The organism is Nocardiopsis metallicus (assembly GCF_014201115.1).
GTDB lineage: Bacteria > Actinomycetota > Actinomycetes > Streptosporangiales > Streptosporangiaceae > Nocardiopsis > Nocardiopsis metallicus.
The window spans coordinates 2,166,620-2,193,456 of the sequence record NZ_JACHDO010000001.1 but is presented as its reverse complement, the minus strand read 5'-3'; the positions used below and the strand labels follow the sequence as shown (position 1 = coordinate 2,193,456).

The 26,837-nt window shown below is 69.2% G+C and carries 28 protein-coding genes; 15 read left to right on the top strand and 13 right to left on the bottom strand.

What is annotated here, in order from left to right; translation table 11 throughout:
• Positions 1 to 49 precede the first annotated feature (49 nt).
• From HNR07_RS09440 to HNR07_RS09410, 7 genes are all read left to right on the top strand, one after another.
• Positions 50 to 301: a metal-sensitive transcriptional regulator gene (locus HNR07_RS09440; protein ID WP_184371797.1), complete on the top strand. Its 252-nt coding sequence runs from the start codon at positions 50 to 52 to the stop codon at positions 299 to 301.
• 228 nt (positions 302 to 529) lie between these two features.
• Positions 530 to 1,102: a rhodanese-like domain-containing protein gene (locus HNR07_RS09435; RefSeq protein WP_184364427.1), complete on the top strand. Its 573-nt coding sequence runs from the start codon at positions 530 to 532 to the stop codon at positions 1,100 to 1,102.
• Between the two features lie 86 nt (positions 1,103 to 1,188).
• Positions 1,189 to 2,607, top strand: a complete 1,419-nt coding sequence (locus HNR07_RS09430) for an MBL fold metallo-hydrolase (protein WP_184371794.1) — start codon at positions 1,189 to 1,191, stop codon at positions 2,605 to 2,607.
• A gap of 127 nt (positions 2,608 to 2,734) precedes the next feature.
• Positions 2,735 to 3,607, top strand: coding sequence for a sulfite exporter TauE/SafE family protein (locus HNR07_RS09425; protein WP_184364426.1), 873 nt, complete (start codon positions 2,735 to 2,737; stop codon positions 3,605 to 3,607).
• Between the two features lie 837 nt (positions 3,608 to 4,444).
• Positions 4,445 to 4,960: a lytic polysaccharide monooxygenase auxiliary activity family 9 protein gene (locus tag HNR07_RS09420; protein WP_184364424.1), complete on the top strand. Its 516-nt coding sequence runs from the start codon at positions 4,445 to 4,447 to the stop codon at positions 4,958 to 4,960.
• Between the two features lie 96 nt (positions 4,961 to 5,056).
• The gene (locus HNR07_RS09415) at positions 5,057 to 5,620 is read left to right on the top strand and encodes a maltokinase N-terminal cap-like domain-containing protein (protein WP_184364423.1); all 564 of its coding nucleotides are present in this window, start codon (positions 5,057 to 5,059) and stop codon (positions 5,618 to 5,620) included.
• Positions 5,621 to 5,728: 108 nt separating this feature from the next.
• Positions 5,729 to 6,103, top strand: a complete 375-nt coding sequence (locus tag HNR07_RS09410) for an MmcQ/YjbR family DNA-binding protein (RefSeq protein WP_184364422.1) — start codon at positions 5,729 to 5,731, stop codon at positions 6,101 to 6,103.
• A 79-nt stretch (positions 6,104 to 6,182) separates the two neighbouring features.
• Here the strand turns inward: HNR07_RS09410 and HNR07_RS09405 are convergent, their stop codons facing one another.
• Positions 6,183 to 6,866, bottom strand: coding sequence for a hypothetical protein (locus tag HNR07_RS09405; RefSeq protein ID WP_184364421.1), 684 nt, complete (start codon positions 6,864 to 6,866; stop codon positions 6,183 to 6,185).
• A 419-nt stretch (positions 6,867 to 7,285) separates the two neighbouring features.
• Here HNR07_RS09405 and HNR07_RS09400 point away from each other — a divergent pair, with 419 nt between their 5' ends.
• On the top strand, positions 7,286 to 7,786 hold the full coding sequence (locus tag HNR07_RS09400; protein ID WP_184364419.1) for a hypothetical protein: 501 nt from the start codon (positions 7,286 to 7,288) through the stop codon (positions 7,784 to 7,786).
• A gap of 259 nt (positions 7,787 to 8,045) precedes the next feature.
• The gene (locus tag HNR07_RS09395; protein ID WP_184364418.1) at positions 8,046 to 8,237 is read left to right on the top strand and encodes a hypothetical protein; all 192 of its coding nucleotides are present in this window, start codon (positions 8,046 to 8,048) and stop codon (positions 8,235 to 8,237) included.
• 36 nt (positions 8,238 to 8,273) lie between these two features.
• On the opposite strand, the gene HNR07_RS09390 is transcribed toward HNR07_RS09395, so the two are convergent.
• Entirely contained in the window at positions 8,274 to 8,708 is a 435-nt protein-coding gene (locus HNR07_RS09390; RefSeq protein ID WP_184364417.1) for a hypothetical protein, read from the bottom strand.
• Positions 8,709 to 9,050: 342 nt separating this feature from the next.
• Here HNR07_RS09390 and HNR07_RS09385 point away from each other — a divergent pair, with 342 nt between their 5' ends.
• Entirely contained in the window at positions 9,051 to 9,740 is a 690-nt protein-coding gene (locus tag HNR07_RS09385) for a glycoside hydrolase family 11 protein (protein WP_184364416.1), read from the top strand.
• A gap of 112 nt (positions 9,741 to 9,852) precedes the next feature.
• Here the strand turns inward: HNR07_RS09385 and HNR07_RS09380 are convergent, their stop codons facing one another.
• From HNR07_RS09380 to HNR07_RS09370, 3 genes are all read right to left on the bottom strand, one after another.
• Positions 9,853 to 10,908 carry an aminoglycoside phosphotransferase family protein gene (locus HNR07_RS09380; protein WP_184364415.1) on the bottom strand — a complete coding sequence of 352 codons (1,056 nt, stop codon included), beginning with the start codon at positions 10,906 to 10,908 and terminating at the stop codon, positions 9,853 to 9,855.
• On the bottom strand, positions 10,908 to 11,648 hold the full coding sequence (locus HNR07_RS09375; protein ID WP_184364413.1) for a class I SAM-dependent methyltransferase: 741 nt from the start codon (positions 11,646 to 11,648) through the stop codon (positions 10,908 to 10,910). The genes HNR07_RS09380 and HNR07_RS09375 overlap by 1 nt, the downstream gene beginning before the upstream one ends.
• A gap of 213 nt (positions 11,649 to 11,861) precedes the next feature.
• Positions 11,862 to 13,205: an MFS transporter gene (locus HNR07_RS09370; RefSeq protein WP_184364412.1), complete on the bottom strand. Its 1,344-nt coding sequence runs from the start codon at positions 13,203 to 13,205 to the stop codon at positions 11,862 to 11,864.
• A 384-nt stretch (positions 13,206 to 13,589) separates the two neighbouring features.
• Between HNR07_RS09370 and HNR07_RS09365 the strand changes: the two genes are divergently transcribed.
• Complete coding sequence (locus HNR07_RS09365) at positions 13,590 to 15,239, top strand: glycosyltransferase family 4 protein (RefSeq protein WP_312893703.1); 1,650 nt, start codon at positions 13,590 to 13,592, stop codon at positions 15,237 to 15,239.
• Between the two features lie 33 nt (positions 15,240 to 15,272).
• Here the strand turns inward: HNR07_RS09365 and HNR07_RS09360 are convergent, their stop codons facing one another.
• Positions 15,273 to 17,078: a heparinase II/III domain-containing protein gene (locus tag HNR07_RS09360; protein WP_184364410.1), complete on the bottom strand. Its 1,806-nt coding sequence runs from the start codon at positions 17,076 to 17,078 to the stop codon at positions 15,273 to 15,275.
• Between the two features lie 329 nt (positions 17,079 to 17,407).
• Here HNR07_RS09360 and HNR07_RS09355 point away from each other — a divergent pair, with 329 nt between their 5' ends.
• The gene (locus HNR07_RS09355; protein WP_184364408.1) at positions 17,408 to 18,205 is read left to right on the top strand and encodes a hypothetical protein; all 798 of its coding nucleotides are present in this window, start codon (positions 17,408 to 17,410) and stop codon (positions 18,203 to 18,205) included.
• A 291-nt stretch (positions 18,206 to 18,496) separates the two neighbouring features.
• Here the strand turns inward: HNR07_RS09355 and HNR07_RS09350 are convergent, their stop codons facing one another.
• From HNR07_RS09350 to HNR07_RS09320, 7 genes are all read right to left on the bottom strand, one after another.
• Positions 18,497 to 18,820, bottom strand: coding sequence for a hypothetical protein (locus HNR07_RS09350; RefSeq protein WP_184364407.1), 324 nt, complete (start codon positions 18,818 to 18,820; stop codon positions 18,497 to 18,499).
• Between the two features lie 502 nt (positions 18,821 to 19,322).
• The gene (locus HNR07_RS09345) at positions 19,323 to 20,651 is read right to left on the bottom strand and encodes a glycoside hydrolase family 6 protein (protein ID WP_184364406.1); all 1,329 of its coding nucleotides are present in this window, start codon (positions 20,649 to 20,651) and stop codon (positions 19,323 to 19,325) included.
• Positions 20,652 to 20,891: 240 nt separating this feature from the next.
• Positions 20,892 to 21,161 carry a hypothetical protein gene (locus HNR07_RS09340; protein WP_184364405.1) on the bottom strand — a complete coding sequence of 90 codons (270 nt, stop codon included), beginning with the start codon at positions 21,159 to 21,161 and terminating at the stop codon, positions 20,892 to 20,894.
• Between the two features lie 94 nt (positions 21,162 to 21,255).
• The gene (locus HNR07_RS09335; RefSeq protein ID WP_184364403.1) at positions 21,256 to 21,579 is read right to left on the bottom strand and encodes a hypothetical protein; all 324 of its coding nucleotides are present in this window, start codon (positions 21,577 to 21,579) and stop codon (positions 21,256 to 21,258) included.
• A gap of 226 nt (positions 21,580 to 21,805) precedes the next feature.
• Positions 21,806 to 22,468 (bottom strand): response regulator, encoded by a 663-nt coding sequence (locus tag HNR07_RS09330; RefSeq protein WP_184364401.1) that lies wholly within the window; start codon positions 22,466 to 22,468, stop codon positions 21,806 to 21,808.
• Complete coding sequence (locus HNR07_RS09325) at positions 22,450 to 23,817, bottom strand: sensor histidine kinase (RefSeq protein ID WP_184364399.1); 1,368 nt, start codon at positions 23,815 to 23,817, stop codon at positions 22,450 to 22,452. The genes HNR07_RS09330 and HNR07_RS09325 overlap by 19 nt, the downstream gene beginning before the upstream one ends.
• 88 nt (positions 23,818 to 23,905) lie before the next feature.
• A complete protein-coding gene (locus tag HNR07_RS09320) occupies positions 23,906 to 25,684 on the bottom strand; it encodes a PhoX family protein (RefSeq protein ID WP_184364397.1) in 1,779 nt (592 codons plus the stop codon).
• A gap of 181 nt (positions 25,685 to 25,865) precedes the next feature.
• On the opposite strand from HNR07_RS09320, the gene rpmG reads away from it, so the two are divergent.
• The 3 genes from rpmG to rpmF all read left to right on the top strand — a co-directional run bounded on the left by rpmG (position 25,866) and on the right by rpmF (position 26,686).
• Positions 25,866 to 26,030 (top strand): 50S ribosomal protein L33, encoded by a 165-nt coding sequence (gene rpmG / locus HNR07_RS09315; protein ID WP_184364395.1) that lies wholly within the window; start codon positions 25,866 to 25,868, stop codon positions 26,028 to 26,030.
• 90 nt (positions 26,031 to 26,120) lie between these two features.
• Positions 26,121 to 26,366 carry a type B 50S ribosomal protein L31 gene (locus HNR07_RS09310; RefSeq protein WP_184364393.1) on the top strand — a complete coding sequence of 82 codons (246 nt, stop codon included), beginning with the start codon at positions 26,121 to 26,123 and terminating at the stop codon, positions 26,364 to 26,366.
• A gap of 149 nt (positions 26,367 to 26,515) precedes the next feature.
• Positions 26,516 to 26,686 carry a 50S ribosomal protein L32 gene (rpmF, locus tag HNR07_RS09305; protein ID WP_017582319.1) on the top strand — a complete coding sequence of 57 codons (171 nt, stop codon included), beginning with the start codon at positions 26,516 to 26,518 and terminating at the stop codon, positions 26,684 to 26,686.
• The last annotated feature ends 151 nt before the right edge of the window (positions 26,687 to 26,837 follow it).

Genomic DNA, 26,837 nt, shown 5'->3' with positions numbered 1-26,837 from the left:
GGGGGTATGTTGGGGGTGCGGGTCGAAAGGAGACCACATGAAGCCTGAAATGGTGGGCGACGCCATCACACGACTCAAGCGCGCTCAAGGGCAGCTCTCCGGGGTCATCGCGATGATGGAGGAGGGGGAGGACTGCGCCGCCGTCCTCCAGCAGCTGGCCGCGGTCTCCCGCGCCCTGGACCGGGCCGGGTTCAAGATCGTCGCGAGCGGCATGCGGCACTGCAACGCCGCGCGTGAGAACGGCGAGGAGCCCGAGCTCACCGAGCAGGAGCTGGAGAAGCTCTTCCTGGCCCTGGCCTGAGCCCCGCGGGCGCCGACCGCTGCCCGCGGGGCAGGCGCCCGGGGCTGACCTGTTCGCCGGGGCCTGGCCTGGTTCCAGGCCGACACCGACTTCTCATATCCGAATACCCCCCCTGTATGGGCGGGGGTCGCGAAGCCTGGGCCCATCAGATTCGGGGCCCGCGTCCGACCACTGGATACCCCCCGGAGTATCCAGGCAATATCCGACACCAAAGAAGGAAACCGACCCATGAGTGACCACGTCATCGACGCGCGCTCCGTACGCCACCTGGTCGAAACCGACCCCCACACCCTGCTCGTCGACGTGCGCACACCCGCCGAGTACGAGAGCTCCCACATCCCCGGCGCGATCAACCTGCCGCTGGGGCGGGTGGACGCCCACCTGGAGCGCATCGTCGCCGACGCCGGGGGCCGCCTCGTCCTGGTCTGCCAGTCCGGGAACAGGGCGGTGCGGTGCCAGGGCAAGCTGACCGCCGCGGGTCTGGACGACACGGTCGTGATGGACGGCGGCATGAACGCCTGGGAGGCCCAGGGCGCGCCCGTCGAACGCGGCCGCAGACGCTGGGCCCTGGAGCGCCAGGTCCGACTGGTCGCTGGAGGCCTCGTCCTCACCTCCGTACTCGCCTCCCTGCTGTGGCCCCCGATGGTGGCGGTCGCCGGTTTCGTGGGTGCGGGTCTGGCCTTCGCGGCCGTCACCGACACCTGCGCCATGGGTATGGCGCTGGCTCGGCTGCCCTACAACCAGCCGCGCAACGACCTCGACATCGAGGACTCCCTGACACGGCTCGGTGCCCGCCGATGAGCGGCGCGGGTAGGGCCCTCCTCTGACTTCTGGATACTCCCCGGAGTATCGCAACAGTGCAGACACCACCAGACAAGGAGCAGGACATGCTGCTGGAACGCCTCTACGACAACGACCTCGCCCAGGCGGGCTACCTCATCGGCTGTCAGGCCAGAGGAGAGGCCGTCGTGGTCGACGCCCGCCGCGACATCGGCGACTACCTCGACCTGGCCGCCGAACACGGCATGCGGATCGTGGCCGTGACCGAGACCCACATCCACGCCGACTACCTCTCCGGAACCCGTGAACTCGCCGCGGCGACCGGAGCCGCGGTGTACGTCTCCGGCGAGGGCGGCCAGGACTGGCAGTACGGTTTCGACGCCGAACGGCTCATGGACGGCGACACCATCACCATCGGCAACATCACCGTCCAGGCGCGCCACACCCCGGGACACACCCCCGAACACCTGGCGTTCCTGATCACCGATGGGGCGTTCAGCCGGGATCCTGGCTACCTGATCTCCGGGGACTTCGTCTTCGCCGGCGACCTGGGGCGTCCCGACCTGCTCGACGAGGCGGCCGGAGGCGTCGACACCCGCTTCGAGGGCGCGCACCAGCTCTTCACCAGCCTCCGCGAGGTCTTCCTGGCACTGCCCGACCACGTCCAGGTCCTGCCCGGGCACGGCGCGGGCAGCGCCTGCGGCAAGGCCCTCGGCGCGCTCCCGGCCACCACGGTCGGGTACGAGCGGCTCAACGCCTGGTGGGGGCCCTACCTGCGGAACGACGACAGGGAGGGCTTCGTCCGGGAACTGCTCGACGGGCAGCCCGACGCCCACGCCTACTTCGCGCGGATGAAACGTCAGAACAAGGAGGGCCCGCGAGTGCTGGGTCCGACGGCTCCGCCGCCCGAGCTCTCCGTGGCGGGGATCGGCCGCTCCCTGGAGCAGGACCAGATCGTGTTCGTGGACACCCGGCCCCACACCGAGGTGCACCGGGCAACCGTGGCCGGTGCGCTCAACGTCCCCGGTCCGGCCAAAGCGGCCACCTTCGGCGCGTGGGCCCTCGACCCCGAGACCGAGACCAGGCCGCTGGTGCTGTTCACCCCCGACGGGGACACGGCCCGGCGGGTGCGGGACCACCTGCTGCGGGTCGGTATCGACCATGTGATCGGGTACACCACCAGCACGGAAGGGCTGCCGACCACCGTGCCGCGGCGTATCACCCCGGAGCAGATGCCCGAATCCGGTGCCTCGCTGGTGCTGGACGTCCGTAACAAGGCCGAACACGCCGAAGGGCACATCCCCGGCTCCCGGCAGCTCAGCGCGGGCCGGGTGCTGTGGAACCTCGACGTCCTGCCCGCCGACGGCACCATCGTCAGCTACTGCCAGTCGGGTGCCCGCAGCTCCGTGGCTGCCTCGGCCCTGCGCCGCGCCGGATACGACGTCGTCGAACTCGACCGCGGCTACCCGGCCTGGGCGGACCAGGCATCGGACCGGCGCGCCCCCGCGCGGAGCGCCGTGCGCTGAGCAGGTGTGGGGGCGGTGCCCGCCGTGCCGGGCACCGCCCCCACCGCCGCAGGACACCGCCCCGACCCCGCCCTTCCTGTCACATCGACCCTCGTCCGCGTTCGCGAGCCATGGAAGCAGATTCAACATGGAGTTTCAGATCGTCCTCGTCCTTGGCCTCGCGGTGGTGGTGGGTCTCGCGCTCGGCCTGCTCGGGGGCGGCGGTTCCATCCTGATGGTTCCGCTCCTCACCTACGTCGCCGGCATGGCACCGAAGGAGGCCATAGCCGCGTCCCTGTTTATCGTGGGCGTCACCTCCCTGGTCAGCGCGTTCGCGCACGCACGCGAGGGAAACGTCCGCTGGCGCACCGGGCTGGTCTTCGGGGCGGCGGGCATGGCGGGTGCGTTCCTCGGCGGTGTGGCGGGCGGATACCTGCCCGGCGCCGTGTTGATGATCGCCTTCGCCCTGATGATGGTCGCCACCGCCGCGGCCATGCTCCGGGGCGGGAGGAAGGCGCCCCCGGTAGGCGGGGAGACCGAAACGCTTCCCCTGCGCCGTGTCGTCCTCGACGGCCTGGCGGTCGGGGCGGTCACCGGCCTGGTCGGAGCCGGCGGCGGCTTCCTCGTCGTGCCCGCCCTGATGTTGCTCGGCGGCCTGGCCATGCCGGCCGCCGTGGGCACCTCCCTGCTGGTGATCACGATGAAGTCCTTCGCCGGGCTTGGCGGGTACCTGACGACCGTCAGCGTGGACTGGGCCCTGGTGTCCGCGGTCACCGCCCTCGCTGTCACGGGCTCGCTGGTCGGGTCGCTGCTGACCTCGCGAGTGCCCGAAGCCGCCCTACGCAAGGTCTTCGGGATCTTCGTGCTGTTCATGGGCCTGTTTGTCCTGGCCCAGGAACTCCCCGCCCCCTACGGTCTGCTGCCCCCCGCGCTGGCGGCACTCGTGGCCGCCCTGGTGCTGGGCTGCCGCCTGATCGGTGAGTACTGTCCGCTGCTTCCGCTCCTGCGACCGCGGACATGACGCGCTCACTCCTTCGCGGCGTCGCGTGCTCCTGCGCGTGGACCCCTTTCCCGCAGGTAGGGCAGCGGAAATCACCTCGGCCAGGACGGTCGCGACCGCGCATCCGACGGTCGAGAGGTTGACCGGGGTGGAATCGACGCCGGACGTATCCACGAGGCCCGGTAGTGCTGGTAGGCGGGTGGCGAACGAAAGCACCGAAATGGCATTCAGGAAGATAAAGAGCACACGGCTCGGTCGGTGCTTTTGGCGTCTGTGAACCGGTGGGTCCGGGCATGCGGATTTCCTGCCCGTGTTCACCGGTCCGGTGCCGGGGCGCGGAGGGTCCTGTGCGCGCTCACGGGCTTCCCGTGCCCGCTGATGTACTGTTCAGTGGCTGTGGAGCGTCTGCGGTAAGGGAAGGAAGATCTGTCCGCGGCGACAGTTTTCACTGTCGGCCGGGGTGCTCGCCGGAGAGATCCCGAAAATCCTCCCGGTAGACCAGTCGGGGATCTGATAAGAGTCTTTCCAGTTTGGGGGATTGCGGTACCGGGTGCCCGACAGTACCAGTGCGGAAACGGCTCCTTGTGATTCGAGGAACCTTGTCAAAGGTACCCGATTCCAAAGCGAAAACAGGCCTTGACGAGGTAATTGGCGGCTGCCTAATCTGCTCGACAACAGGTCCAGAAAATTCCGGGACAGCTCGGAATTCCTGAGAACACCTCCCTTCGCGAGCACCGGGAAGAGTTCGAGCCCCGTGGCCGCGAATCGAGCCGTCCTGGGCTGGAGAACGGCCCCGGTCCCCCCGCTACGGCCTCCGGCCCGCCCGGAGGCCTGTGACCCCCGAGAAGGACGAAGCCCATGAAGAACCGCAAGCTCCGCGCCGCCACCGCGGTGGCCGCCGCCACCGCACTCGTCTTCGCTCTCCTGCCGGCCGGTGCGGCCAACGCGCACGGCTACATCGACACCCCCGCCAGCCGCCAGGCCCAGTGCGCCGCCGGAGTCGTCCAGTGCGGCGGAATCCGGTGGGAGCCGCAGAGCGTCGAGGGGCCCAAGGGCCTGATGAGCTGTTCGGGCGGCAACGCGCGTTTCGCCGAGCTGGACAACGACAACTACGGCTGGCAGGTCGCCAACGTCGGCACCAACGCCACCTTCAGCTGGACGATCACCGCCGCCCACTCCACCGCCACGTGGGAGTACTTCATCAACGGCCAACTCGTCGACAGCTTCAACGACGGCGGTGCACGCCCGCCGTGGAACTTCTCCCACAACGTCGACCTGTCCGGCTACAGCGGCCACCAGACCGTCCTGGCCCGCTGGAACGTGGCCGACACCGCCAACGCCTTCTACGTCTGCGTCGACGTCAACATCGTCTGACCCCGCCCCCCGGCCCGACCACCCCCCTCGGGCCGGGGAACGGTTCACCGGTGCCCGAACGCGCCTTCCCCGGCCCCGGCGTGGATACTGGTGCCCATGGCGATCATCCACAAGGCCACTCTCACACCGAGAAAACCGGATCTGATCAGCGCGTGGCTGGATGGCCGTTCATGGGCGGGGCAGGGGAGTACCGAGGTGCTCGGCACCTACAGGTTCGACGACCCCGCAGGCGAGGTCGGGGTGGAGGTGTTCCTGCTCCGGCGCGGAGAGCGGCTCCTCCACCTGCCGCTGACCTATCGGGGCGCACCCCTGCCCGACCACGGCGACCACCTCGTGGGAACCCTGGAGCACCCCGTCCTGGGCACACGCTGGGTCTACGACGGGTCCGCGGACGAGGTGGCCCTGGCCTGCTTCCGGAGGGCGATCGAGGGCGAGCAGGAACAGGCGGAGCTGGAGGTCTGGGACCAGGGCCGTGTCGTGGAGCACCGACCGCAGCAGGTGCTGATCTTTCGGGAAACCGGGGGTGAGCGCGAAGGCTCCGGGGGCTCCGGGAAGGACCAGGTCCTGCTCACGCGTGTTCTGGGGGAGGAGCCCGGAGGCACACGGAGGCTGCAGGCGCGGTACGGCGACCAGCAGTGGGTCGTGGCTGCGCTGGCGTAGAGCCCGTCGCTTCTCCTGGTTTCCAGAGGTTTCCCGCGCCCGTAGTGCGACCACTGAGGCCGACAGGGCCGGGGGCCGGATGTCGGTGGAATGTGGTTGTCTCATCCCATGGGTGCGCAAGACACGGGTGTTGAGATCGAGCGGTTCCTGCGGTTGGCGCGTGCGCTGCCGCGGTGCGAGGCCAAGGAGTCGGAGCGGTACACGACCTTCCGCGTGGGCGGAAAGCCCTTCGGATACCTGTGGCCGCGTACCGCCACGGTGGGGCTCAAGCAGACCCTGCTGGAGCAGGCCGCGCTGGTCGCCGAACGGCCCGAGGTGTTCGAGGTGCAGTTCACCGCGGGCGGGTTCGGCTGGGTGGTCGTCCACCTGGACGGGATCGAGCTGGAGGAGCTCAGCGAGCTCACCCTGGAGGCCTGGTACCTGACCGCCCCCGAGGAGCTGACCGCCGCCCCGCCCACTCCGGAGTCTCTGGCCAGGGCCTGAACGGTCGCTGTCTCCGTCCGCACGTGCGTAACTGGTGGCGCGTTCTCGTCTCGGGCGGTCAGCGACCCCCGCTCACGGGTCACAGCCCCAGCTCGTGGTGGAGCCGAGCGATCTTCAGTGCCTCCTGCTGGACCGCCAGTAGAGACCGCAGGGCCTCGTCCTGCTGGGTGCCGCCGGAGGTTTCCGCCAACAGGTCATTGGCGATCCGCTCGTACTCCGCGGCTCGCTCCGCGTCCTCCAGGCGTTCCTGGGCCTGTCGGACCCGGGCGGGGTAACCAGTGATCGCGTCGGTGCGGTCGGCCACGGCCGAACGGATCTCCTCGATCGCCAGTGTGGCCCGTTCGTGCGCGGACAAGGCCATCTCACCGTCGCCGCGGGGCTCGCCGACCGCGGCGAGGTCGACCTCGGCCCGCGATGCCTTCCACAGGTCACAGGCGATCTGCCATTCCAGGTCACGGAGTACGACGCTGTTCCGCGTCGTGTCCAGTAGCTGGCCGGAGCCGTGCAGGGGCGACGCCAGAACCGAGTCGACCGCTCTTTGGAGCGGGACCAGCGTGTCGCGATCGCGCTGGGTGAGCAGCTCGGGGTCGACGTAGTCCTGGCCGTGGGCCTGCCCGCGCTGAGCCTCGTGCTTGAGGAAGCGACGTTCCCTCAGTTCCAGGGGGACGTAGATCGCCAGGGAACCCAGCAACACGACCACGGCCACGAGGATGAACGCGGTGCCCAGTCCCGGCCCGGCGGCGATTCCGAGGCCGACGCACACCAGACTTCCGATGGCCAGAAAACCGGTGCTCTGAGCAATCTGATCCCTGGCCTCTTCGGCAGCGGGACTCAGAGGCTGCGCTGTGGACGGCGCCTCGGCGCCGGGCCGTGTGCTGTGTCGCGGGGACAGTGGGGGACTCCTGGTGACGTGCCGGTCGAGCTGGCTGCCGGACACGTTCATGCTGCCACAGAGCCGCCATGGCCAATGGACCCCGGCCGTGTGGAGGTTTCCAGCGATCAACTTGAACTTGTTAACAGCGTTGGCATCGTTAACAGTATTTGATGTATGTTGTGTGTGCACGCCCTGGAGGTGTTCGATCCCTCCCCCTACACACACCGGAGATCACCATGACCACGCCCCAGCAGCCTCCCTTCGGTCCGCCCGTACCTCCGGGGGCTCCGGTTCCGCCGAAGCGGGGCATGTCCACCGGCAAGAAGATCGGTGCCGGCTGCGGCGGGTGCCTCGGCCTCCTGCTGATCCTGTTCATGTTCGCCGGATGCCTCTCCGTCCTCAGCGGCGACGCCTCCTCGGGGCAGGGCGGCGACGCCTCGGTCCGTGAAGAGTCCACAGAGCCCGAGGAGGACGCCTCCGAGCAGACGGAGGAGGCGCCCGAGGACGAGCCCCGGGAAGAGGAGGAGGCGGCGGAGTCCGAGCCGGAACCTGAGCCGGAGGTGTCCGCCACGATCGGCAACGGAATCCACCAGGTCGGCGACGACATCGAGCCCGGTACCTACTCCACGGGCGGTCCGGACCCCGACGACCTCTTCCCGTTCTGCTACTACGCCCGGCTGTCCGGCCTGTCCGGGGAGCTCGACGACATCATCTCCAACAACAACATCGAGGGCCCCGGCACCGTGGTGGTCGCCGAGGGCGATGTCGCCCTGGAGCTCTCGGGCGGCTGCGAGTGGACCCTGCAGTAGTCGCCGTGGCGGGCGCTGGACGGTGCCTGCCACGCTTCGCTGTTTGGATTCGCGTTGATCTTGTCAACGTACTGAATTCCGATGATCTGTTTCTCCGGGGCGGTTGTCGTCCCTCGACTCTCCTCAGGGACGAAGATGCGCACCTCGAAGATCCCCGCCGCCGTGGTTCTCACGCTCGGGCTGGCCGCCTGCTCCTCGGGCTCCGAACCGGATGGGGCTTCGGACGACGTCGTGGGCATGCTCAGTGGGAGACCCGCTCATGGAGTCCCAGGCGCCCGTCTACGGCGGCAGTGTCAGCCCGCCGGACAGCTTGGCCCCGGGTCAGAGCGGCGCCTGGGAGGAGGACTGCTTCGCCGCGGAGGATGACGAATACCTTCAGTGGACCATCCGGTTCTCCGACCGGGAGTCCGCGGAGCCCTGCCCGGAGATCACCTTCGCGGGACAGGTGTGAGTGCCGCGCGGCCGGGGCCGGTGGGTCGAGGATCGGTCAGGGCTGCTCGAAGGCCGGGAGTTCCACCCCGGGGGCGCTCGTGTACTCCACTCCGCGTTCGGGCGGGGTGGGCTCGCCCGAGGCCGCGTCGACACAGTGGGCGTTGAACATCTCCGCCTCGTCCACGGGTGTGATGGACCCTCCTCCCAGGCGCCAGCCGAGGACACGCTTGACCGGGATCGCGGTCCCGTCGGCCAGGGTGTGGGAGAGGCGGTCGGTGAAGGTGCGCACGATCACGGCGGCGGGGGCTTCGGCGGACAGGGCGGTGTACAGCCGCTCCACCACCTCGGGGTGTTCGACATCGAAGCCCTCGCTTCGGCGGTCGAGGGCAGTGGACATCGCGTGCCGGGTGTGCAGGGTGAGGACGTACCGGTCGCCGGGCAGGTCGCGCAGGAGCGCGCCGAGCAGGGCGCGGGCGTTCGGGGAGAGCATTTTTCCAGTATGTGCCGGTGAAAGCGGGTCAACCGGGTTATCCACAGGCGCGTTCTCGGGCGCTGGCAGCTCGCGGTGTCCCAAGCCCCCGCTCATGCTCGGAAACGGCCGAAAACTTTCGGAAATCCTCTTCGGTTCCGCAAGTGTCTGGAACCGGGTTCCGGCGTGGTTGATGGTTTCGATCATCAAAAAGCGTTGTGAGCTGGCAGGATGCTAACTTAACGGGTGTTAACCATTCCGAAATTTTCCGGAAATTATTGACGGCGCTGAACGTGAAGCAGATACTTCGTGGCACGGCGATCCGCCGACTTCCCGACGGCCCTCATTAGGAGGCAGCTGACCGTGAACGACACCCCCAGACCCCCGTTCAGCCGCAGGAACTTCATCGGCCTCACCGGGGCCGGAGCGCTGGCGGTGGCGGCGCCCTCGCTGCTGCTGCCCGGTACCGCGCACGCGCAGACCATCACCGAGAACCAGACCGGAACCCACGACGGCTACTTCTACTCCTTCTGGACCGACGGCGGCGGCTCGGTGTCCATGACCCTGGGCAACGGCGGAAACTACAGCACGTCCTGGACCAATACCGGGAACTTCGTCTGCGGCAAGGGATGGAGCAACGGCGGCCGCAGGAGCGTGAACTACTCCGGAAGCTTCAACCCGTCCGGCAACGGTTACCTGTGCCTGTACGGCTGGACCTCGAACCCGCTCGTGGAGTACTACGTCGTCGACAACTTCGGGACCTACCGGCCCGAGGGGGAGTACCGGGGCACCGTGTACAGCGACGGCGGCACCTACGACCTCTACCGCACGATGCGCTACAACGCCCCGTCCGTGGAAGGTGACAGCGAGACGTTCCCGCAGTACTGGAGCGTCCGCCAGTCCACGCGCACCGGTGGGACCATCACCAGCGGAAACCACTTCGACGCCTGGACCGGCGCCGGAATGCAGCTGGGCTCCTTCAGCCACTACATGATCCTGGCGACCGAGGGCTACCAGAGCAGCGGGAGCTCCAACCTCTACATGAACGGCTGAGCGGCGGCCGCCGCGCCGCGTCGTGCCCGCTGGGCGCGGGTGCTGTCAGCCCGGCCCCTGCCCGCCCGCCGGCTCACTGGGTGAGCGGCGGGCGGCTTCGGGGCCGCCCCGGTCAGGGGGCGGCAGCCGGAACCCGTGCGCCCCCGTGGGAGGCCGTTTCCCCGGACGCGGTCTGTCGCTGTTCGGCGTACAGGGCCAGCAGGCCCGACCAGTTGCGCCGTGAACCCGACCGCTTGGCGTGCGCGGTGGGGGCCTGTCCGGCGGCCAGCTCCGCCAGGGTGGCCACGAACAGGTACTCGGCGGCCTCGTCGGGCAGGCCCAGGGCGCGCAGTTGCCTGCGCCAGGTGTTCCAGGTGAGCTCGTTCAGCCATCCCTGTCCCGAGAACGCCTCCAGGAACCTCTCCTGGGGATCGCGCAGCCGGGAGTCAGGTCCGGGGATGGCGCGGGCGTAGTGGTTCAGGAACACCAGCACCTCCGCCAGGGGCGGCCCCTGCGCCACCGCACCCTCCCAGTCGACCACGCGCACGCGGCCCCGGTGCACGAAGCAGTTGCTGGGCGCCAGGTCCCCGTGCAGCGGACGTACCGGAACGGTGAGGGCGCCCAGGTCGGAGCCGCGGCGGGTCATCCAACGGGTGAGTTCCTCGGCCCCGGGCGCCCCGCCTGGCAGGACCTGCGCCAGGCGCTCCAGTACGACCTTTGGGCCTACGGTGGCGGTCTCCTCCGACGCGGAGCTGTGGAACGTGTTCAACCAGGCCAGGGCCCTGGCATGGTCACGGGCGCTGAGGCGCCTGCTCTGCCGGAACCGTCGGCGCAACACCACATTGAGCGGGGTGCCGGGTAGAGCGGTCTGGGCCATGGCCACCGTGTCTCCGCACCGGTGTACACCCAGGGGCAGGGGAGCGAGCCCGGCCATGGCCGGATTCGCGGCGACTCGGACGAGGGCGTCGTGTTCCTGGTACAGCCGCGGTTGGTAATCGGGGTGGGTGTCGGCCTTGACCACCACCGCGGGGACGCGCCCGCGCGGCGCGAACAGGGCGTAGACCACACGCCCCTCCCACCGGCTGCCCAGGACCACCGCCGAGTGGGGCGGGGTCAGCGCGGCCGCCGCCTGGGGCGGCGTCGATTCCGGTAGTCCGGTACGGACGGCGTCGACGATCCTGTTCAGCATCAGAGCCCTCGCTCACGCTCGGCCGCGAACAGTACGTTCGGGAAGAACAGCTGGTCGAGCGGGGTGCGCGGCAGGCGTGCCAACAGCGCCGCCATGCGTGCGTGGTGGTTCTTCTGCGGAGGGTAGAGCGAGGCGAGGAACCAGGAGCGCGCACCGGCCCGATCGAGGGGCACGAGGAATCGTGGGTCGTGGAAACCGTGCCGGACCCCGTAGACCTGCGTGCGGGTGAAACCGGCGGCGGCCAGCAGACGTCGTCCGCTGCCGGGTGTCTGAGCCGCCCGCCGCCGGGGGAAACGGGCTCGGGAATCGGCACCGAACAGCAGGCAGGCGCCGGGGGCCGCGACCCTTGCCAGCTCGGCCAGCCGTTCGGGCCGCCACCACGCCGCGTTGACCGAGGCCAGCACGATGTGATCCACGGAGGCGTCCTCCAGCGGCAGCGGCGCGTGCGGCGAGTCCAGGTGGATCCTTCCCGCGGCGGACCTGCCCGCCTTGGGGCCGGTGTACACCACACTCAGTGGAACGGCCCCGCGTCGCTGTACCCCGCGGGCGAGTGCCTGATCATGGTTGAGGAACAGGACCCTCTGGCCTGACTCCAGCTCCAGCAGGGGCACCAGGCAGCGCGGCCCGAACATCTTGCCGGGCTTGGGCTGCTTGGCCTTGGGTTTCGGGCCGACACCGGGTCTTGCCTCGGGTGCGGGTGGCCAGACCTGTTCCGTGGGGGTGGAAGAGGATGGTGTCAACTGGTCGGTGTCCGGCATCGTGCTCTCAGGCCTGGGTGGGGGACACCCCGAAGACCGCACTGTCGTGCGGTAGCCAGAACAGGGAGAGGCCCGCAGCTGGTGCAAGGGGTGACGAGGGGAAATAAAAGTAGCATAAGTAGGAAATGTGAACTTTTGGTCTCCGAAGCCCTCTGCCGTTCCGCTTCCCGGGGGTGTACTGCTCCCGGACACGCCCTACCCCCGGGAGACCTCGGGCAGGCCGCCTCCGGCGACCACACCGACCAGGCCCAGCGCGGCGAGGAAGACCAGCGCCCACACCACGCCGAACACCGCCAACAGCGAACTGACGCCGCCGACCACGAGCAGGATGAGTCCCATCGCCGAGTTCGACACCGCCACGTAGGTCGTGCGCAGGTCCCCTTCGGCCACGTCGACGACGTAGGTCTTGCGCCCCACCCGGATACCGGTGTGCGTCAGGGCCAGCAGGAAGTAGCAGCCGATGAACAGCGCCGACCCCCACGCCGTCGTACCGGTGAAGCCCGGCAGGGAGACGACCAGCACCAGAACGAGGATGACGGCTGAGGCGACCGCGGCCCCGAACGTCATCAGCTTTCGACTCGACCTGTCGGCGAGCCGGCCGAACAGGCGCCCGCCCAACAACGCGGCGACCCCCGAAGCGAGGATGTAGCCGCCCAGGCCCGACAGGCCGGTGGTCCCCGACTGGGTGGCCAGGGTGATCACGAACGGCGGGCTCAGCGCCGAGACCAGGAGGAAACCGCGCACGGAGACGAATCGCCGGAAGGTACGGTCCTCGCGTAGCAGCCGGTAGGTCTGGACCAGCCAGTCGTGCCACCGCACCGGGTGGTCGCCGGAGTCGGGGCCGCGCCCGTTCGCGGTTGGTTCGTCGGCCGGTTCCCGGACCCGGGCGTAGACCCAGGCCACCCCCACCCACAGGGCGGCACCGCCGCCCAACAGCCAGGCCAGAGGTGCCGGGTCCAGGTCGTCACCGCCGAACACCCGGATCCCCAGACCCAACGTGATGGCCACCAGCCCCGCCGCCGCCGTGGCCAGGCCGTTGACCTGGCCGCGCTCTCCACTGGGCACGGTGCGTCCCTGCACGTCCTTGGAGGAGATCGAGCAAAGACAGCGGCCCAGTGAGAACACTGCCAGGGCGGCCACGATGACCGCGCCGGCCGGAAGCCCCCGGCCCAGCGCGGCCGCTCCCGCCATCACCGCCACCGAGCACGCCTGGACGAGTGAGCCGGTGACGAACACCCGCTTGCGGTACCGGGCCCGCAGGACCAGCGGGGTCAACAGCGCCTGCGGCAGCATCGAACCGGCCTCCCTGACGGGGACCAGCGCGCCCACCAGCGCTGCGGGGACGCCCAGGGCGTGGAAGAGCCACGGCAGGACGGTGGAGGCGTTGACCACCTGGTCCCCGGAGGACTGCAGGGTGTTGGCCCAGATCAGGCGCAGGCCGTTGCGCGGGACGTCGCCGCGTACCCGGTCGGGCAGCTGCTCCTCCGACTTCCGGTCGCGTTTGACCAGAGCGGAGTAGATTCTCTCGGTCGGGTTCATGCTCTCAAGCTAGAGGGCTGCTTCCGTATGCCGAATGCGCCACTCCCACCGCGCGAACCGTAGCGCCGAGGCGGGGTTTGCGCGTAGGTGCCGCTCCGCACCCGGCACCCGTGCCCCGGGTAGGTCCTGCAGGGCCCTGACCGTGCTCAGGCGGGTTCTCTCTTTTGTGAGGATAAATCCTCTCTTTTCTTTTCACTTCTTCGTCTCGCCATGCCGGTGTTGACCTCATTGATCGCCTGCAGAAATCATCGGGTTACTCTCGGACTCACCTCTCAGGGGTGTTTTAGTTTCTGGGATGTCTATCTGAGGGCGAATTTTCTATGGTTCTCAGATTGCGTTCGATTCGGGGGTTTCATGCGTTATCTGATGATGAGGAAGAAGGCAGTGGCCGCTACGGCTCTGCTGTTCTGTGCCGCGCTCTCCGGAGTACTGGCCTTGACCGGTGTCCTGCCGTGGGTGCTGGCGCTCCAAGCCGCCGCGCTGGGCGCTATCGGGCTGGGTACGGCGTCCCTTCTGTTCCTGCTCCACCGCGTGGATCTGCGTACCCGGGACGTCCACCGTTCGGTGCACGGTGGCAACCAGCTCATGACGGCGCAGGACATGATGCGAATCTCCTTGCGCGCGAAGGAGGCCCGGCACCGGGCCGGTGTACTCCATTCGGAGGGGAGGATTCAGGAGGCTGTCGACGAACTGGTTCCCTACGCGGCGCTGGATGACACCGCTGACCTCGCCCGTCGCCGCATGCTGAGTGAGCGCCGGGCACTGGGCCCGATCACCGGTCTGCCCGAACGCGCTACGGCGGCCTTCTCACCGGTTTCTGGGCGGATCCTGCACCTGGTGACCAACGCCCTGCCGAACACACAGGCCGGTTACACGGTACGAACCCACCGGATCGTCACCGCTCAACGGGAGGCCGGACTTGATCCGCACGTGGTGACCTTCGCAGGCTGGCCCACCATGGAGGACGGCGATACTTCTCCCCTGCGTGAGGTCGACGGGATCCCTTACCACCGGATCCTTCCCGGGAGGAGTTTTCTGCCCGGATTGCAGGAACGTATCGACGCCGCCATCCCCGAGGTCACCGAACTGGTCAAGCGTCTGCGTCCCGCCGTGTTGCACGCCGCCAGCGACCACAAGAACGCCACGGTCGCCCTGCGCGTGGGACGCGAGCTCGGTATTCCCGTCGTCTACGAACTCCGTGGGTTCCTGGAAGAGACCTGGCTGTCCCACGACGGGGCGCCCTCGCGGCGCGGCAGCGAACGCCACCGGCTCCTCGTGGAGCGCGAGGCCTCGGTTCTGCTGGAAGCCGACGCGGTCGTGACTCTCGCCCGGACGATGCGGGAGGAGATCATCCGCCGCGGGGTTGCGCCCGAGAAGATCGTCCTCTCGCCCAACGCCGTCGATGAGAGCCTCCTGCGCAACCGCCCCGACGGCCGGGCCTACCGGACCGCTCTGGGTATCTCACCGGACGAGACCGTGATCGGATCCGTCTCCAGTCTCACCCACTACGAGGGTTTCGACACCCTGATCGATGCGGCCGTTCATTTGCGGGACTGGGGGCACAGCGTGCGTGTACTCCTCGTCGGGGACGGAGCCGTACGTCCCGCACTCCTGGAGCAGGTCGAGCGTCTCGGGCTCGAAGCTCTGTGCCTGCTGCCCGGGAGTGTCGGGCCCGAGGAGGCCCTGCGTGCGCAGGCTGCCCTGGATGTCATGGTCGTGCCGCGTATCGACGCACGTGTGTCCAGGCTGGTCACACCGCTGAAGCCCGTCGAAGCGATGGCTCTGGGGACACCGGTGGTCGCCAGCGATCTGCCTGCTCTGCGTGAGCTGCTCGCAGACGGCCGGGCGGGCACGCTCGTGCCCGCTGGCGACGCGGTCTCCCTGGCCGACGCGGTCGTACGGCTGACCAAGGACGACCGTCTGCGCGAGCAGCAGGTCGAGGCGGCCCACGAGGAGGTCCTGGCCCACCGCACCTGGGCTCGCAACGCTCAGGTCTACCGGGACCTCTACGAACGTCTGGGCGCCTTCGCCTGACTGAAGGTCCGTCCGAGCCGCGCGGCCCCCGTCTCAGGAGCTCCGGGGGCCGCGCAGCCAACCGGCCAGCTTCTCCAGGGTGCTGGTCCGCCCGGACGCCGCGGACCTTCCGGCGGTCAAGTGAAAATCCTCGCGGTCCGGGCGCCCGAAGCTCACCTCCCAGTGCTCACCCCCTTGCGACCAGCGCAGGTGTACCTCGTCCCCCCTGGCAGAGGCCGTCGACCTTCCCGGGGCCGGAGCGCGCTCTCCGAAGCCCAACAGGGTGGCCATGGAACAGGAAGCCTCTCCGTTGATCTGGTAGGCCGAGGTCCAACAGGGCCGGAGTTCACCGTCCTGGCGGGAGATCCACCCCAGGAGATCCGGTTCGTTCTGCCCCCGCACCGGGTCCAGGGGAGTGGCGGGCAACAAGGGGGCCACGTGCAGTCGTGTGTCCGGCAGAGCGGCCTCGAAACCCGCACCGACCGCGCACAGGTCCAGCTCCGGAGCGAAGTGGAACCGCTGTGTGTAGGTGTGGGGCTGCTCCAGGTTGTCCCACAGCCAGGCGTAGACGAGCAGCCACTCTCCCGGGCGGAAGGCCAGGACCCGCGCGTGGCGGATGGTCTTGTTGTGCCGGACGTGGGTTCCGGAGTACAGGACGCCCTGGTGTTCACCGGCCTGGAGAAGTCCGGAGCCATAGGGCTTGACCCCTCGCCGCTGGTAACTTCTGCCGTCGATCTCGACGGTGTTGTGTGCTCGGGTGGACTCCACGTACACACGCGAGGGGTGCGCGTAGTAGAAGCCCGCCCGCCCCAGTTCGCTGTCAGGGGTGGTCCGGTTCGGATAGCCGAACTTGCCCGAGTCGACGAGGAGCTCGTGGCCCCTGTCGTACCAGACCATCGAGAGGTCGTCGGCGTGTTTGTGCACCCGTGAGTGGAAGCTCGCCGTCTGGGCCAGGTAGGAGCAGTCCCCGTAGTCCTGCGGGCCGGTGGGCCAGCGGTCGCGCGCCACGAAGTAGCCGGCGTCGTCGAAGGAACGCCAGCGGTCGCCTGGTGGCTTGCCGTGTGCGCCCTGGGTCAGGACGAACTCGAGGGCGGGGTTGAGGGCACAGGTGCGGTGCTCTTGGAGAACATCCCGGTGGATCGTGTCCCCGAACATGGCCAGGCGGCTGTTCGGGAGCACGAACCAGGCCAGTGCCTCCTGGATCCGGTCGATGAGCGGAGCGAACTCAGCTCTGTCCAACAGACCCGACGCGACCAGGCCTTCGAAGGTGTTCAGCACCATCTTGTGGTAGTCGGGGGAGTGCTCGCGATGTACACCCGTGGAAGTGAACTGGCTCTGGATCAGCTGATGCACTCGTGCACGTGCTTGTTCCCGGTGGGGGCCCATACCGGGTAGGCCGCGGAGCCTGCGAACCAGGGCCATCTGGCCCGCGGCCACGTAGAAGCCGTGGTTTGAGTGCGGGGCGAAGAACCGTGCGTCCGCCAGCGCCTCCAGGTGGAGCTTCGCGCAGCTCAGCAGTAGCGCGAAGGATGTGTGGTCAATCTGGTCGGTGCGTGCCGCCGCGTCCACGAGATAGCCGAGCTTGTAGGCACGCAGACCTATCGCCATGTCGTACCAGGCCATGCTCCGGTCGGGTTCCACCACCGGGTGCTGCCTGGCCCAGTCCAGGGCGATGTTGACGGCCCAGACCAGGTAGTGTGCCTCGCCGGTGTGGGAATGGTTGGCGAGCACGGGGCCGAGAAATCCCCAGGAATGGAAGGTTGAAGACCAGGACCTGTTTCCTGAGGCGCTTTCATCCCAGTTGATCGGGAGTGTCAGGTCGATGCGCGGGAATATTCCGTTTTTCCACCCCAGATCCATGACTTCATCGGCCTCGTCCCGTCTTGCCGGAGTCCAGTGCTCATTTGCTCTGAAGGCTTCGAAGGGAAGTGGGTCCTGTTTCCTTATGAGTGATCGCTCTTCTGGTTCCGTCATCGTTTTTCCAGTTTTTCGGGTTTGAGTCAAGTTCTCCTTCGCGCTTCACTGTGGAGCATAGTGCTCAAGGGGGTGGTGATATGGAAGGCGCGCTGAAATATTTTTATGCAGGATTTGTTTGCTTTGGCATTATTGTTCCTTTTGTCGGGGTGGAAATTTGCAGGCCGGTTGCGTGTCCATCTTTTATTTACTCCTGAAGGTGATTACTGTCTTCGTTGCCCTGTCTTTTGGGAGTGATTCTTTTGGGTGTCAGGAACAGCAAGCGGGGATGGCTCGATTACGCCGGTCGGCAGGCTCGGTCCTCTGGGGGTGATGCCTCACTCGACCCTGGCCGCACCATCCACGTGAATCCGTTGGAAATCACCAGGGTGTGTCGCAGGCACATCGATACCAAGAAGAAAGAAGGGTCGAAACTCTACGACTTCGGCCGGGTCCTGGAGGGCGACTGGGATCTGGCCAACCAGGGCAAGCGCAACATTCCCGTCGAAGAGACGGTGATTCATCAGTCGGTCTTCGATCGCTACGCCAACAACACCGCTTGGGAGGACCTGCCGGTGTTCGAGCACAAGCTCAGGGCTATCCGTGAACAGGGAAAAGTCGATGGGTGTCGCACCCGGGCGGACCTGGTCGAACGGTACCGGCGCTTGGACGGGGTCTGCGAGCGCTTGCGTGACACCGGGTGGCAGTTGGAGGAGCACGTGGGTGGACTGTTCCAGAACAACGTGTCCGTCTCCGTCACGAGGAACGGCGGCTTCCTGCTCGGGACGGGCGGTGCGCACCGACTTTCCATCGCCAAGTTCCTCAGGCTGCCCACCATCGAGGTCTACGTGCTCTCGCGGCACACCGATTGGATCGACGTGCGTAGAAAGGCGGCGGACGGCCTGGTTTTTCCCCATCCCGACCTGGAGGAGTTCGGACGGGGCGACGCGCGGCTGTCATCCGCCCCGTCTCCTACGGCCGTCAAGCGGCCGATCGGCCGCTTCCTGGACAGGTTGCTCCCGGTGCGTGTGTGATGAGGGGCAGGGAAGGCGCTGGCTTTCGCAGCTGAAGCGTTGAACTGCGGGCTCTGGAACCTCGAACGAGTCGGCAGCCTGCTTGCCTCGCCACCTGAGGGGCTAGCAGAGGCAGACGGAGCTGGAGGTCCGGGAGGACGGGCGCGTGCTGGAGCACAGGGCGCAGCGGGCCCCGTTTTCCGGGAACCCGGATCCGCTGGCGGGCGGGGCACCGCGGGGCCTGGGGGAAGAACGGGTGTGGCATTCGCGCCTCCTGGGTGGGGAGCTCTGAGGGAGGCGACTCGCTGCCGGTCAGTCGAAGTCCCCACCGGTGCCCCATGGGTCGGCCTCGATCCCGGGGGTGTCGTCGGACTCCGTGTGCTCGCCAAGGCGGGCCCAGGCCAGCACGGTCCACAGGCACAGCAGGGACGGGGCGGCCGACAGCAGGAACCCGCGGCCCAGGGTTCTGCCCTCGTCCCCGAGGTGGTGCGCGACCAGGCTCCCGACGAGGACGACGGCCAGGCCGAGCATCGAGCCCAGGACGGGGCGCCCGTACTTGAACGCGACCAGTGCCCACACGAGCGAGGCGGCCACCGCGGCTCCCGCCAGGAGCGCGCTCAGGGCGGGTGCGTTCACGGATGCTCCTTGTCCGGTCGGTGCACACCTGCTGAGCACAGCATCCGACGCTGTCCGGGGAGTGAAGCCAGGGTGACCGGGCGGGTAAACGTGCGGACACGCCGAAGGCCGGAGGCCGTTCGGGTAGCGGGGCGCGGCCGTCTTCCTCCCCTTGGGTGTGGAGATCGAACGGTTCCTGTGCTTGGTGCGCGCGCTTTCGGAACGGGCCGACCAGGACTCGGCCCGGTAGACGAGGTTCCGTGTGCGCGAGGGGCCCTGCGGCTGCTGGAGGAACTCAGCGGCCTCACCTGGGAAGCCTGGTTCCCGGCCGCCCGGGAAGTGCCGGTCGTCGCTCCGCCCGGCCCGGATGCGCTGGTCCGGGTCTGAACCTCGAATTACCGGGCGCGCGGAACCGGAGAAGCGGTGCACGGTCCACCGCGCACCGCCCCTTTCGCCAGCCGCTGTCGGAGTCTCATGGCGCGGGTGCTTCTCACAGCGCATCCGTCACCTGTCCGTGGAACGGTCAGGCGGCGGCACACTCCGTCTCCGGGACGCCGTTGCTGCCGGTGTGGGTACCCGTCAGGCCGAAGCTGGTGCTCTCCCCGGCGCTGAGGGAACCGTTCCAGCCCAGGTCGGTGGCGGTGACCCGCGCTCCGCTGCTGCTGATACCGGTGTTCCAGCCCTGGTCGACCCGCTGGCCGTCGTCATAGGTCCACGTCACGGCCCAACCGGTGAGGTCCGTGCCGGCGGTGACCGTCACCTCGGCCTGGAACCCGCTTCCCCAGTCGTTGACCAGACGGTACTCCGCCGTGCACTCCTCACGGGAAGGGGGATCGGTCGGATCCGTGCCGGGGTCGGTGGGCTCCTCGCCCGGGTCGCCGGGCCCGTTCGGGGGCCAGGGCGCGTCCACCGCCATGTCGTAGGCGGCCTGGGGCACGAACTGCCCGGCGGGGGCGATGCAGCCGTCGGCCTCACCGGGGAGCTTGGTCCACAGGAAGGCGTCGATCGTCGGGTTTCCGGTATCGGTGGTGCTGGGCTGGCCGATCATCCTTCCGGGCGGGTCGCACCACTCCTCGTCCGGGGCGGGGCCGTTGCCGTTGCGGCTGGTGTCGATCACGGCCCCGAGTCCGGCCACGCCGGTGGCGGAGATGACGGCTTCGGCGTAGGCCACCTCGTCGTCGGTCCAGTTGTAGTTGGAGGTGTTGGTGGACACACCGTGGGCGCTGTTGGCGATGTCGGCGCCGTTGAGCAGGTCGGCGGCGTCCTGGGGCGAGAGCCAGGACGAGTGGCCGATGTCGAAGTACACCCGGGCCTGGGAGGAGCCCGCGATGAGCGCCTTACCCGCGTGCGCCATCGACTCCAGGAGGTCGGAGGGGTCGCTGCAACCGCTCACCAGGGGCAGGGCGTCGGGTTCCAGGACGATGGTGGCGGGACGGTCCTCCAGCCCGGCGGCGACCTCGTCCACCCAGGCGCGGTAGGAGTCGTGGTCCGGCGCCCCGCCGTCGCTGTGGTTGCCGCAGTCACGGCCGGGGATGTTGTAGACCGCCAGGATGGGGATCTGCCCCTGGGCCTGGGCATCGCCGACCAGCGCGTCCACCTCGGCGCGGACTTCGTCCGGGTTGTAGTGGGTGAACCAGGTGGCCTGTGCGGTCGAGGCGATGCGCTCGCCGATCACTTCGGCTCGGGGGTCGTCCGGGTTCTCCTGGACCCAGACGGCCGCCGAGGTGTCGGGATTGGCGTAGAACTCGGAGTCCTGAGCGGCCGCTGGCGGCAGGCCGAGCAGCGCGGCTCCTACTACCAGAGCCGTGGCGGAGCCCAGGGCGGCTCCGATGGCTGTGCGTGTGCGGGACATAGCCTTCCTTCGGTGGATTGCCTCCGTTGCGGTCCCCGTACCACCCGGTGCCTTTCGGCTCCGGATGCCCCTCCCGAAGACTGGGAGCGCTCCCAGTCACGTGCAGGTTACCGGGTGCAGCGCTCGGCGCCCAGGGGGTAACGGCTACTTTTCCGGTTGTTCTCGCCCCTGTCGCGGTCTCCGTACGGGCGGGTCTGCGAGCTCGGTGATCCGGCGGGCGCTTTCCCGGGCCAGGCACAGCTACTCGAGGCAGGAGGCGTCGGACTCCGCCGCGGCCGCACTGCCCGCGCCCTCTTCGCTCATGCTGGACCGCAGGTGGGTGAGGCGGTGCGCGGCCTCCGCGTCAGCGAGCCGCTCCTGTGCCGCCAGGACGTGTCGTGCGTGCCGGGTGATGGTCTCGATCTGGCCGATGGTGCGCTGCTGCTGTTCGACGAGTTCGGCGAAGGCCTGATCGGCGGCAGCCCGGCTCTGCGGCACCGAGAGGGGGTCTGCTCGATCTTCGTTCGCCACACGGACTGTTCCCGCAGCTGTCGGGCGATGCTCCATCCCACACCGGTCAGGACGCCCCGGACACGGGTGGCGTCGTCGAGCAGTTCCCGTTCGTTCAGGGGAGAGCCCACGATCGTGTCCACCGACTGCTGGACGGTGACGAGCAGATCCCGTTCGGTGTCGGCCAGTTTTCCCCGGGGAGTACCCGCCCCTCCTCGATCAGTTCCAGCGTCGGCTCGGACCGCGGGTGCTCGACCACCATGACAAAGGCGAGAACGGCCGCACCGGTGGCGGCGACGGTGCCCAGGAAGACGGACATCCTCTCATCGGCGTCCTGCTCGCCCACGTGCAGGAAGACGGCTCCGACCATCGTGAGACCGATGGTCGTGATGCGGTTCTGGGCGGCTTCGTCCTCTTGGAAGCGCGTTCGTGAGCGCATGGTTCGCAGCAAACGGTGCGGGAGCGCGGGATCGATGGTGGCTCGGGGGAACCGGGCATGGGGGACCTTCTGAGGTGGAGGGCGCGGCACGGAGCAGTTCTTGCGGTCTTCGACTGCTGGGACGCGCTCCGTGGTTCCCCGGTTGACGGGCGGACCGGGCGCTGTTGTCCGCGCGTCCTGGGTGCGCGGCGCGCCCTGGCCGCCTCTCCGGGCCGCTCGCGCGGCTTCAGTCGGGCTGTTCCCGCAGGTAGGTCAGGACGGCCATCACGCGGCGGTCCACGTCGGTGCCGTCCGGGGGCAGGTCCAGTTTGGCGAGGATGTTGCCGATGTGCTTGCCCACGGTGGGTTCGGAGACCACCAGGTCCCGGGCGATCCGCGCGTTGGAGTGCCCCTCGGCGAGTAGGGACAGCACCTCGCGTTCGCGTTCGGAGAGGCGTTCCAGCGGTGTGCTGCGCCGGCGGACGAGCTGGCGCACGACGGCCGGATCGATGACCGTTCCGCCGCCGTGCACGCGGCGCAGGGTGTCGGCGAAGTCGGCGACGTCCACCACGCGCTCCTTCAGGACGTATCCGATGCCGTGTCCGTTCTGGGAGTCGAGGAGCTCTGCCGCGTAGCTGGACTCCACGTACTGGCTGAGCGCCACCACGGGCAGGGCGGGCCGGGTCCGGCGCATGCGGACGGCGGCGCGCAGGCCCTCGTCGCTGAAGTCCGGCGGCATGCGGATGTCGGTGACCACGAGGTCGGGTTCATGCTCCTCGACCGCCGCGACCAGGTCCTCGGCGTCGCCGACCGAGGCGGCGACCTCGAACCCGAAGCGCTGGAGGAGCCCGGCCAGGCCCTCGCGCAGCAGGGCGCCGTCCTCGGCCAGTACTACCCGGATGGATGACAAGGGATCTCCGCTCGCAGCCGTGTGGGACCGCCTGGGGGACTGGACAGCCAGATCTGGCCGCCCACGACGGCGACCCGGTCGGCCAGACCGGTCAGCCCGGTGCCCTGGTCTGGGTCGGCGCCGCCCCGGCCGTCGTCGATGGCCTCGAGGACCAGCGTGTCACCGTCGAGACAGGCGTTCAACCGGACCCCGGTGGCCCCGGCGTGTTTGGTGACGTTGCTGAGTGACTCGGCGGCCACGTAGTAGGCGGTGTTCTCCACGTGCACGGGCAGGCGCCGGGGGAGGTCGACGCGGGTGCGCACCGGTACCGCGGAGCGGTCGGCCAGCTCCGGTAGGGCTGCGGGCAGCCCACGGTCGCTGAGCACCTTGGGGTGGATGCCGTGGACGATCTCGCGCAGGGAGCCGATGATCTCCTTGGCCTGGGCGTGGACCGAGGCCAGGGTACGTTCCATGTCGCTGCCGGGCGGAGCGTCCATGCGGGCCAGACCCACCTGCACGGCCAGGGAGATCAGTTGCTGCTGGGCGCCGTCGTGCAGGTCGCGTTCGATGCGTCGGCGCTCGGTCTCGAAGGCGTCCACCAGCCGGGCGCGGGAACGGGTGACCTCCACCAGTTCCGAACGCAGCTCCTCGGTGCCGCGGTCGTCCAGCAGGAGGCGGGCCAGGGCGGCCTGCGCGTGGGCGGTGACGGCGACGGCGTAGGGGGCGGCCAAGAGGAGGACGAGCCCGGCGGCGACCAGGGGGAGCGTGCTCGCCGGGGTGCCGAACTCCCACGGGAAGAGGGCGACGGTCCCGCCGAACGCGGTGATCAACGGGCTGGTGACCAGGAACGGGCCCATCAGCGCGAACAGGTACACCACGGTCCAGCTGACGGATCCGAAGACGACGACCAGCAGGAGCAGGTAGGCGAACTCCCGCCAGGTCGCGGCCTCGGTGTAGCGGATCCGGACCCAGCGCAGGGCGCCCTCGCCGGTGGGCCGGTGCCCGCTGCGCAGCCGGGGGTGCACCAGACGTATCCGCCACCGCTCCAGCCGGGCGACCGGGACCGCGACCAGGGGGCCGAAGGCCAGCAGCAGGGCCAGCCCCAGACCGAGCAGAACGGCCAGGAACCAGGTCGGATGGTTCTGCCCTTGGACCATCTCCTCCAGGGCCGCGCCCAGGGAGAGGAGGGGGAAGGTGATCGGCGAGGTCAGCGCGGCGATCACGGTCCCGGTCAGCACGGTGGAGGCGAGGTAGCCCAGGCTCCGCCAGGGCCAGAGCGACCACAGGAAGCGCGGTCGCCGCAGCGCTTCCCAGGGCGTGCACGGTGGTGCCTTCGGGTCCTCTGACGGGGCGGTGGTCTCCTTGCTCACGCGCTCAAACTACGGGAACCGGAGGCCGCGGAAGAAGGCGGGGCGCCCCACCTTCCGGCTACGGGTCTGCCCTACCCCGGACAAGCCCTCAGGTCCCGATGATCCCGCCGTCGTCCTTGCGCACCACCACGACCGCGGAGCGGGGCCGTCCCGCGGGGTCGAACCCCGGCCAGTTGCTCAGTGCGCGCGGGTCGTCCACCGTGGGACCGCCCAGCCGGGCCGAGGCCGAGCCCGGCCCCTGCACGGTGACGAACAGGCTGCGCTGGTCCGGGCTGGCCGTGGTCCCCGCGATCCCGCAGCCGTGCGGTCCGGTCAGGAAACGGCGCACCTCGCCGCTGTCGGGGTCGGCGCACAGCAGCGCGCTGTTGCCGACCCGCTCGCGCGCCCCCTCGGCCGCATCGCCGAGCCTGGCCACGTCCGTGCGGATCCACAGTCGGCCGTCGTCCCCGCAGTGCACCCCGCCCGGGGCCGCGAAGACCGCCCCCTGACCGTCGCCCGAGGGCGCCCCGGCCCGGGCGAACTCACTCCAGGAGAAGAGGGTCGCCCCGTGGTCGCCGGCGCCCTCGGTCCACGACAGCACGCGCCCGGATCCGCTTGCGGAGGCCTCGGGGCAGTACACCGTTCCGGTCTGCGGGTGCACGGCCGGGCTGCCGGGCCCTTGGAGCTCGGTGGCGCCCACCGCGTCGGCGGCCTCGCGGGCCCGCAGCAGCACGTCGGCCTGGTCGGTGAAACCGTCGCCGCGGGTCAGCCCGGACCGGCCGTGCACCAGGGGCAGCCAGGTGCCAAGGCCGTGGGAGCCCAACCGGGCCACGTAGAGGGTGCCCGCGTCCAGCGGCCCCGGGCCCCGGCCCCGCGAATCGCGCCAGAGCCGTTCGCCCACGAACTTGTAGACGTGGGTCCGGTCGCTCATGTAGACCACCGCGCGGCCGCGTGACTCGGTGACGGCCGCGCCGCTGTGCGCAAGCCGTCCCAGGGCCGTGTGCTTGACGGGACGGGAAGAAGGATCCAGGGGATCGATCTCCACGGTCCAGCCGAACCGGTGCGCCTCGTTGGGTTCGCGGGCCAGGTCGAAGCGGCTCTGGTGGGTGTGCCAGCCGTAGGACGAACCGTCCGCGGTGAGCCCGTAGCGGCGCTGGGCGGCGGTGGCGTTCCATCCCCGGTCGTCGGTGCCGAAGACGTCGGGGAGGGTGTCCTCTCCGGTCAGATAGGTGCCCCAGGGCGTGGTGGCGTGCGCGGAACCGCCGATGACCCCCGCCGGATCGGTGCCGGTCTCCAGGCTCCGGTGTCCGGCCAGGGGGCCTGCGACGGTGGTGGGCGAGGTGGCGGTGAGGCGCCGGTTGAGTTCGTCGTCGATCACCCGCCATCGCCCGTCGGTCAGCTCGACGCGGGCCACGGTCACCCCGAGGGAGGCCATCTCCTTGTCGGTGCGGGCGCCGGTGGCCGAGCGCCCGCCGTCGGCGTGCAGCAGCACCGGGTCGATCCAGGAGTGGTTGAGCACGATGAGCCCGCGCCGCCCGCCGTCGTGGCCGGGGTGCAGCGGAAGGTAGCGCAGCCCGCTGTGTCCGGTGCCGACCTGGCGTGCGGCGTTGGCGGCCCCGTCGGTGGCGTCGGGCCGCCAGCGAGGGGTGTCGCGGTGCAGCGGCGCGCCCCAGGGGAGCAGGACCCGGGCGGTGTAGCCGGGCGGGACGGTGATCGCGTCGGCCCGGGCCGACGGGACCCCGGTGAAGCCCGGCGCGGAACCGGTGTCGGGGACGGCCGCGGCGGCTGGGCGGGAGGCGTCGCCGAACAGGGCCGCGGCGGTGAGGGCGCCGAGCCCCGCTCCGCCGCGCAGGATCTGTCGTCGGCTGGGTCTGTGCTCGGACGCCATGGCTCTCCTCCGACCGGGGTGCGCGCCGCACCGTGCTCGACTATTTGTAATGAGGTAATCACAGAAAGTAGCTTTTCCTGCGCATTGGGGTGTGTGGTGGCGCTCTGAGTCGTGTGGTTCTGGCGGGAATGAAAACGGTTATCATTTAGTTGGCAGGTCTGACACCCCAGAGGAGGCGCTCATGGCACGCAACGACGTTCGGCCCATCATCAAGCTCAAGTCCACGGAGGGGACCGGGACCACCTACGTGACCCGGAAGAGCCGACGCAACACCCCCGACCGCCTGGTCCTGCGCAAGTACGACCCCAAACTCCGCCGCCACGTCGAGTTCCGCGAGGAGCGCTGACCCGCGTTCCGCGAGGAGCGCTGACCCGCGTTCCGCGAGGAGCGCGCCCCGCAGCCGACGCCCGACGGCCCGAACCCTACGGAGACCCGTATGCAGAAGGACATCCACCCCGAGTACAAGCACGTCGTCTTCCGCGACAAGGCGGCCGACTTCGCCTTCCTCACCCGGTCCACCCGCACCAGCGAGAAGACCGTCGAGTGGGAGGACGGGCGGACCTACCCCGTCGTCGACGTGGACATCTCCAGCGCCAGCCACCCCTTCTACACCGGCACCGCCCGCGTCGTGGACACCGCAGGTCGGGTGGAGCGCTTCCAGCGCCGCTACCAGCGCAAGTAATCAGGATCCGCGCAGGGTCCGGTGAACTGCGAACCGACGGGCGGTGGGCACACGCCCCACCGCCCTCTCCTGTGCTCCGCACCGCCCGGGCCCCGAACACGCCCCCGCAACACGAGTCCCGGAACCCGAACTGAAAGGCAACAGGTCACATGGCCGTACCCAAGCGCAAGATGTCGCGGTCCAACACCCGCACGCGCCGATCCCAGTGGAAGGCCACCACCCCCGACCTGGTCACCGTCCACATCCGTGGGCGTGAGTACCGCGTCCCCCGAAACCTCGTCCGCGCCTACCAGCGCGGCCTGATCCCCCTGCCCGAGTAGCCTCGCCCGGGGAACCCGTAGGCAACTCCTGCCCCACAGGCAGCGACGGGCCCGACCACGGCGTCGCCGGACCCGAACCGGCGGCGCCGTCCGCTTGCCCGGGCAGACAGCGGTCGGCCCGATACGGCGGAACGGGCCGGGCGAAACACCC